The organism is Wolbachia endosymbiont of Glossina morsitans morsitans, from assembly GCF_000689175.1.
Lineage (GTDB): Bacteria > Pseudomonadota > Alphaproteobacteria > Rickettsiales > Anaplasmataceae > Wolbachia > Wolbachia pipientis.
This window is the reverse complement of record NZ_AWUH01000148.1, coordinates 2,736-5,758: the sequence shown is the minus strand read 5'-3', so window position 1 is coordinate 5,758 and position 3,023 is coordinate 2,736. Positions and strand designations below refer to the sequence as shown.

Genomic DNA, 3,023 nt, shown 5'->3' with positions numbered 1-3,023 from the left:
ATTCATTCGCGGTATCTCAGCCGCTAACAAGAGATCCCGGGATGACGGTTGTCGTTTAGCTATAAATATTTAAGAAATTTACCAAACGAAAAAAAAGGCAAAAGAAGCCCCGTGGTTGGCTAATTACTTACATTATACTTTCAAGTATGGCGTTTTTTTATTCTAAACGCTTAATAACCGCGACTTAGCTGCTTTTTAATGCAGCTAACCTTTAGTCATAAATGTTTAAGAAATTTACTAAACAGAAAAAAAGGCAAAAGAAACCCTAGGGTAGCTAGTTATTCACTATCCATTTTTTAAGTTGGCGTTTTTTTGTGTTTTAAATGCTTTATAAGCGCATTTTAGCTTATATTAGGTAAAAACCTAGAAATTTTATAAAGACATAAGGTGCACATAGTGCAAAAAATTAAACATGAGACGCCAGATACGTGAGTTTTTTTGTCATTTAATCTGTACAGAGAAGACAAATAAATAGCTTCAGTTTCATGATAAGGAGGCTGGCGAGGTTTGTCAAGGAATTTTTATGCAAGAGATCTATTGAAATGCCCCTGTAAAATTATACTATTAATTAGTACACTGTAAATTTAAAATTATAAATATGTTAAGCAGATTGGTAATTTTGCTATTAGTTTTTATACTTCCTTTTTCTTCATACTCATACCAGTTTAGAACCAAAACAAAGCAAGCAGTAGTCTTAGATTTAGCTTCAGACTCGTTCATTTTTGACCATAATTCTGACGAAAAAATGGCCCCATCTTCAATGAGCAAGCTAATGACTTTACATATAGCCTTCGATTATCTAAAAGCTGGAATAATACACATGGAGGATAAATTTCGAGTAAGCAGAAAAGCGTGGGAAAGAAAAGGCTCTTCTATGTTTTTGAAAGAAGGTCAATCCGTTACAGTAAGGGAATTACTTGAAGGAATTACAATAGTCTCAGGCAATGACGCCTGCATAACACTAGCCGAGGGCATTGCAGGATCAGAAGAGAATTTTGTAGCTGAAATGAATGAAGTTGCACAAAATTTGAATCAGAATAACAGTCATTTAGTCAACTCAAGCGGGTGGCCAGATGAAGATCATTTTATGAACGCAAAAGACTTGGTAATGCTGGCAAAAAGGATTTTCACCGATTTTCCTGAATATTATGATTTATTTTCCGAACAATATTTAACATATAATGAAATTATACAAAAGAATAAAAATCTTCTCCTTTTTCACGATATTGGGGTTGATGGCTTAAAAACCGGTTATACAAATGCTGGTGGTTACGGCATTGTAGCATCTGCAAAACGAAACGATAGGAGAATTTTTGCTGTCGTAAATGGCTTAAACACTGAGAAAGAGCGAACAGAAGAAGCAACAAGACTGATACAATATTTCTTAAATCATTTTAACACCAAGAAAATATTCGCTAAGGGTAGCGTAGTTGAGGAAGTAAATTTTCTCTATGGAAAAGATAAAAAAGTGCCTATTACAGTTGCAAACGATGTTACCGTAACTTACAACCGCAAATTGCATGACCAAATTAAGGTGCGTATTGAATATAAAGATATGATACCTGCACCAATTAAAAAAGGTCAAGAAGTGGGCAAAGTTTTTGTAGAAATACCAGGTATTGAGCAACAAACTACACCACTTTATGCAGCAAATGACGTGCAGGAATTGAATTTCGTAGAAAAGTTTTTTAGGATGTTATTTTAAGTTTAATATTAAAGCAATTTCGAAAGAGAGATCTATTGCACTTTAGTATAGTTTTAACTAACAATTTCTGTTACAATACAGGATTGAAGTGTTACGAAAATGTGCTGGTTATATTTGTTGCTGTCTAGTATCCTAGAGATACTGTGGGCTGTAACACTAAAGTTTAGTAACAGTTTTACTAAAGTTGTGCCTTCGATTGCAACATTGGTAATTATGATCATTAGCATTTATTTTTTATCTCTTGCAGCATGCTTTCTACCTATTAGAGTATGCTATGCAGTTTCCTCTGGAATATGCACAATTGGAATAACTATAATTGGTGCAACCACTTTCACAGAGAATATTAATTTATCTCAAGTTTTATGTATCGTTTTAATTGTAATAGGAACCATAGGGCTAAAGCTCTCTATTTAAACCTAAAGTTTATGCATGAATTGGATATATTTACTCTTATCGTCACTAATTGAAGTGTTCTGGGTCATAACACTTAAGCATAGTTGTGGATTTACTCATCTCGTACCATCAATAATTAGCATATTCTCCATGGCTTTTAGTACATATTTACTTTCGCTCGCTACACGTTCTATACCTATCGGAGTATGCTATGCAATTTGGACTGGAGTGGGCGCTATAGGAGCTTCGATACTTAGAGTTTACCTATTTGATGAACCAGTTAATTTATTCGAGGTTATATGCTTTATTTAAGTTACATTCGGGATTATAGGATTAAAATTGTTTGATACTGCAAAACAAACTGTTGATAAAATGGAATAAAAGATCCCACTGGGATGAAAGAAGCAGATACTCCATATTGTCATGCAAATTGGAATCCAGACTTTTTTCTATATAGCATGGTGAAGACGGGAAACCGTAACCGTTCACACAATGGCGCCAACTTAAGGAAAAATGCCAGAGATTGTGTGTAAAATTTCTCTCTAAATTTTTTATCATTAAATTATCCAAAGAGTGCAAGAAACAGAAAGAGTGCAAGAAACAGCACTTTTGTTTCTATTTTATTGCAACAAAAAAGTTTAAAATGTGTCTTTTTTAGGTGAAACATGCAAAAAGGAAAAAACCTTATTCTACAAATTAAAAATGCAATATACTCGAAAACTTTTCAGAGAATCCATTGTGTTGAGTTTTACACGAACAAGAAAACTTCCTTTTTCGACAGTATTTTCTATGATTTTAAAGTTAGTTAAAAAAAGTTTGGGAATAGAATGTGAACTTATGGAGCCATTGACATGTACCCTCAAAGCAAGTTTTTCTAAAGCAAGGTATAAGATTTGCCATACAGGCTTTCAAGAATTTAAGCATG

General features: G+C 33.4%; 3 protein-coding genes and 1 pseudogene. All 4 read left to right on the top strand.

Annotated features, from left to right (window positions below; all coding sequences use genetic code 11):
- Positions 1–598 precede the first annotated feature (598 nt).
- Positions 599–1,705: a D-alanyl-D-alanine carboxypeptidase family protein gene (locus WGMM_RS03820; RefSeq protein ID WP_038250318.1), complete on the top strand. Its 1,107-nt coding sequence runs from the start codon at positions 599–601 to the stop codon at positions 1,703–1,705.
- Positions 1,706–1,804: 99 nt separating this feature from the next.
- Positions 1,805–2,119 (top strand): DMT family transporter, encoded by a 315-nt coding sequence (locus WGMM_RS03815; protein WP_007548371.1) that lies wholly within the window; start codon positions 1,805–1,807, stop codon positions 2,117–2,119.
- A 15-nt stretch (positions 2,120–2,134) separates the two neighbouring features.
- Positions 2,135–2,410 carry a DMT family transporter gene (locus tag WGMM_RS05820; RefSeq protein ID WP_240991908.1) on the top strand — a complete coding sequence of 92 codons (276 nt, stop codon included), beginning with the start codon at positions 2,135–2,137 and terminating at the stop codon, positions 2,408–2,410.
- Between the two features lie 353 nt (positions 2,411–2,763).
- A pseudogene (locus WGMM_RS03810) lies at positions 2,764–3,023 on the top strand (IS4-like element ISWosp8 family transposase); the annotation flags it as partial.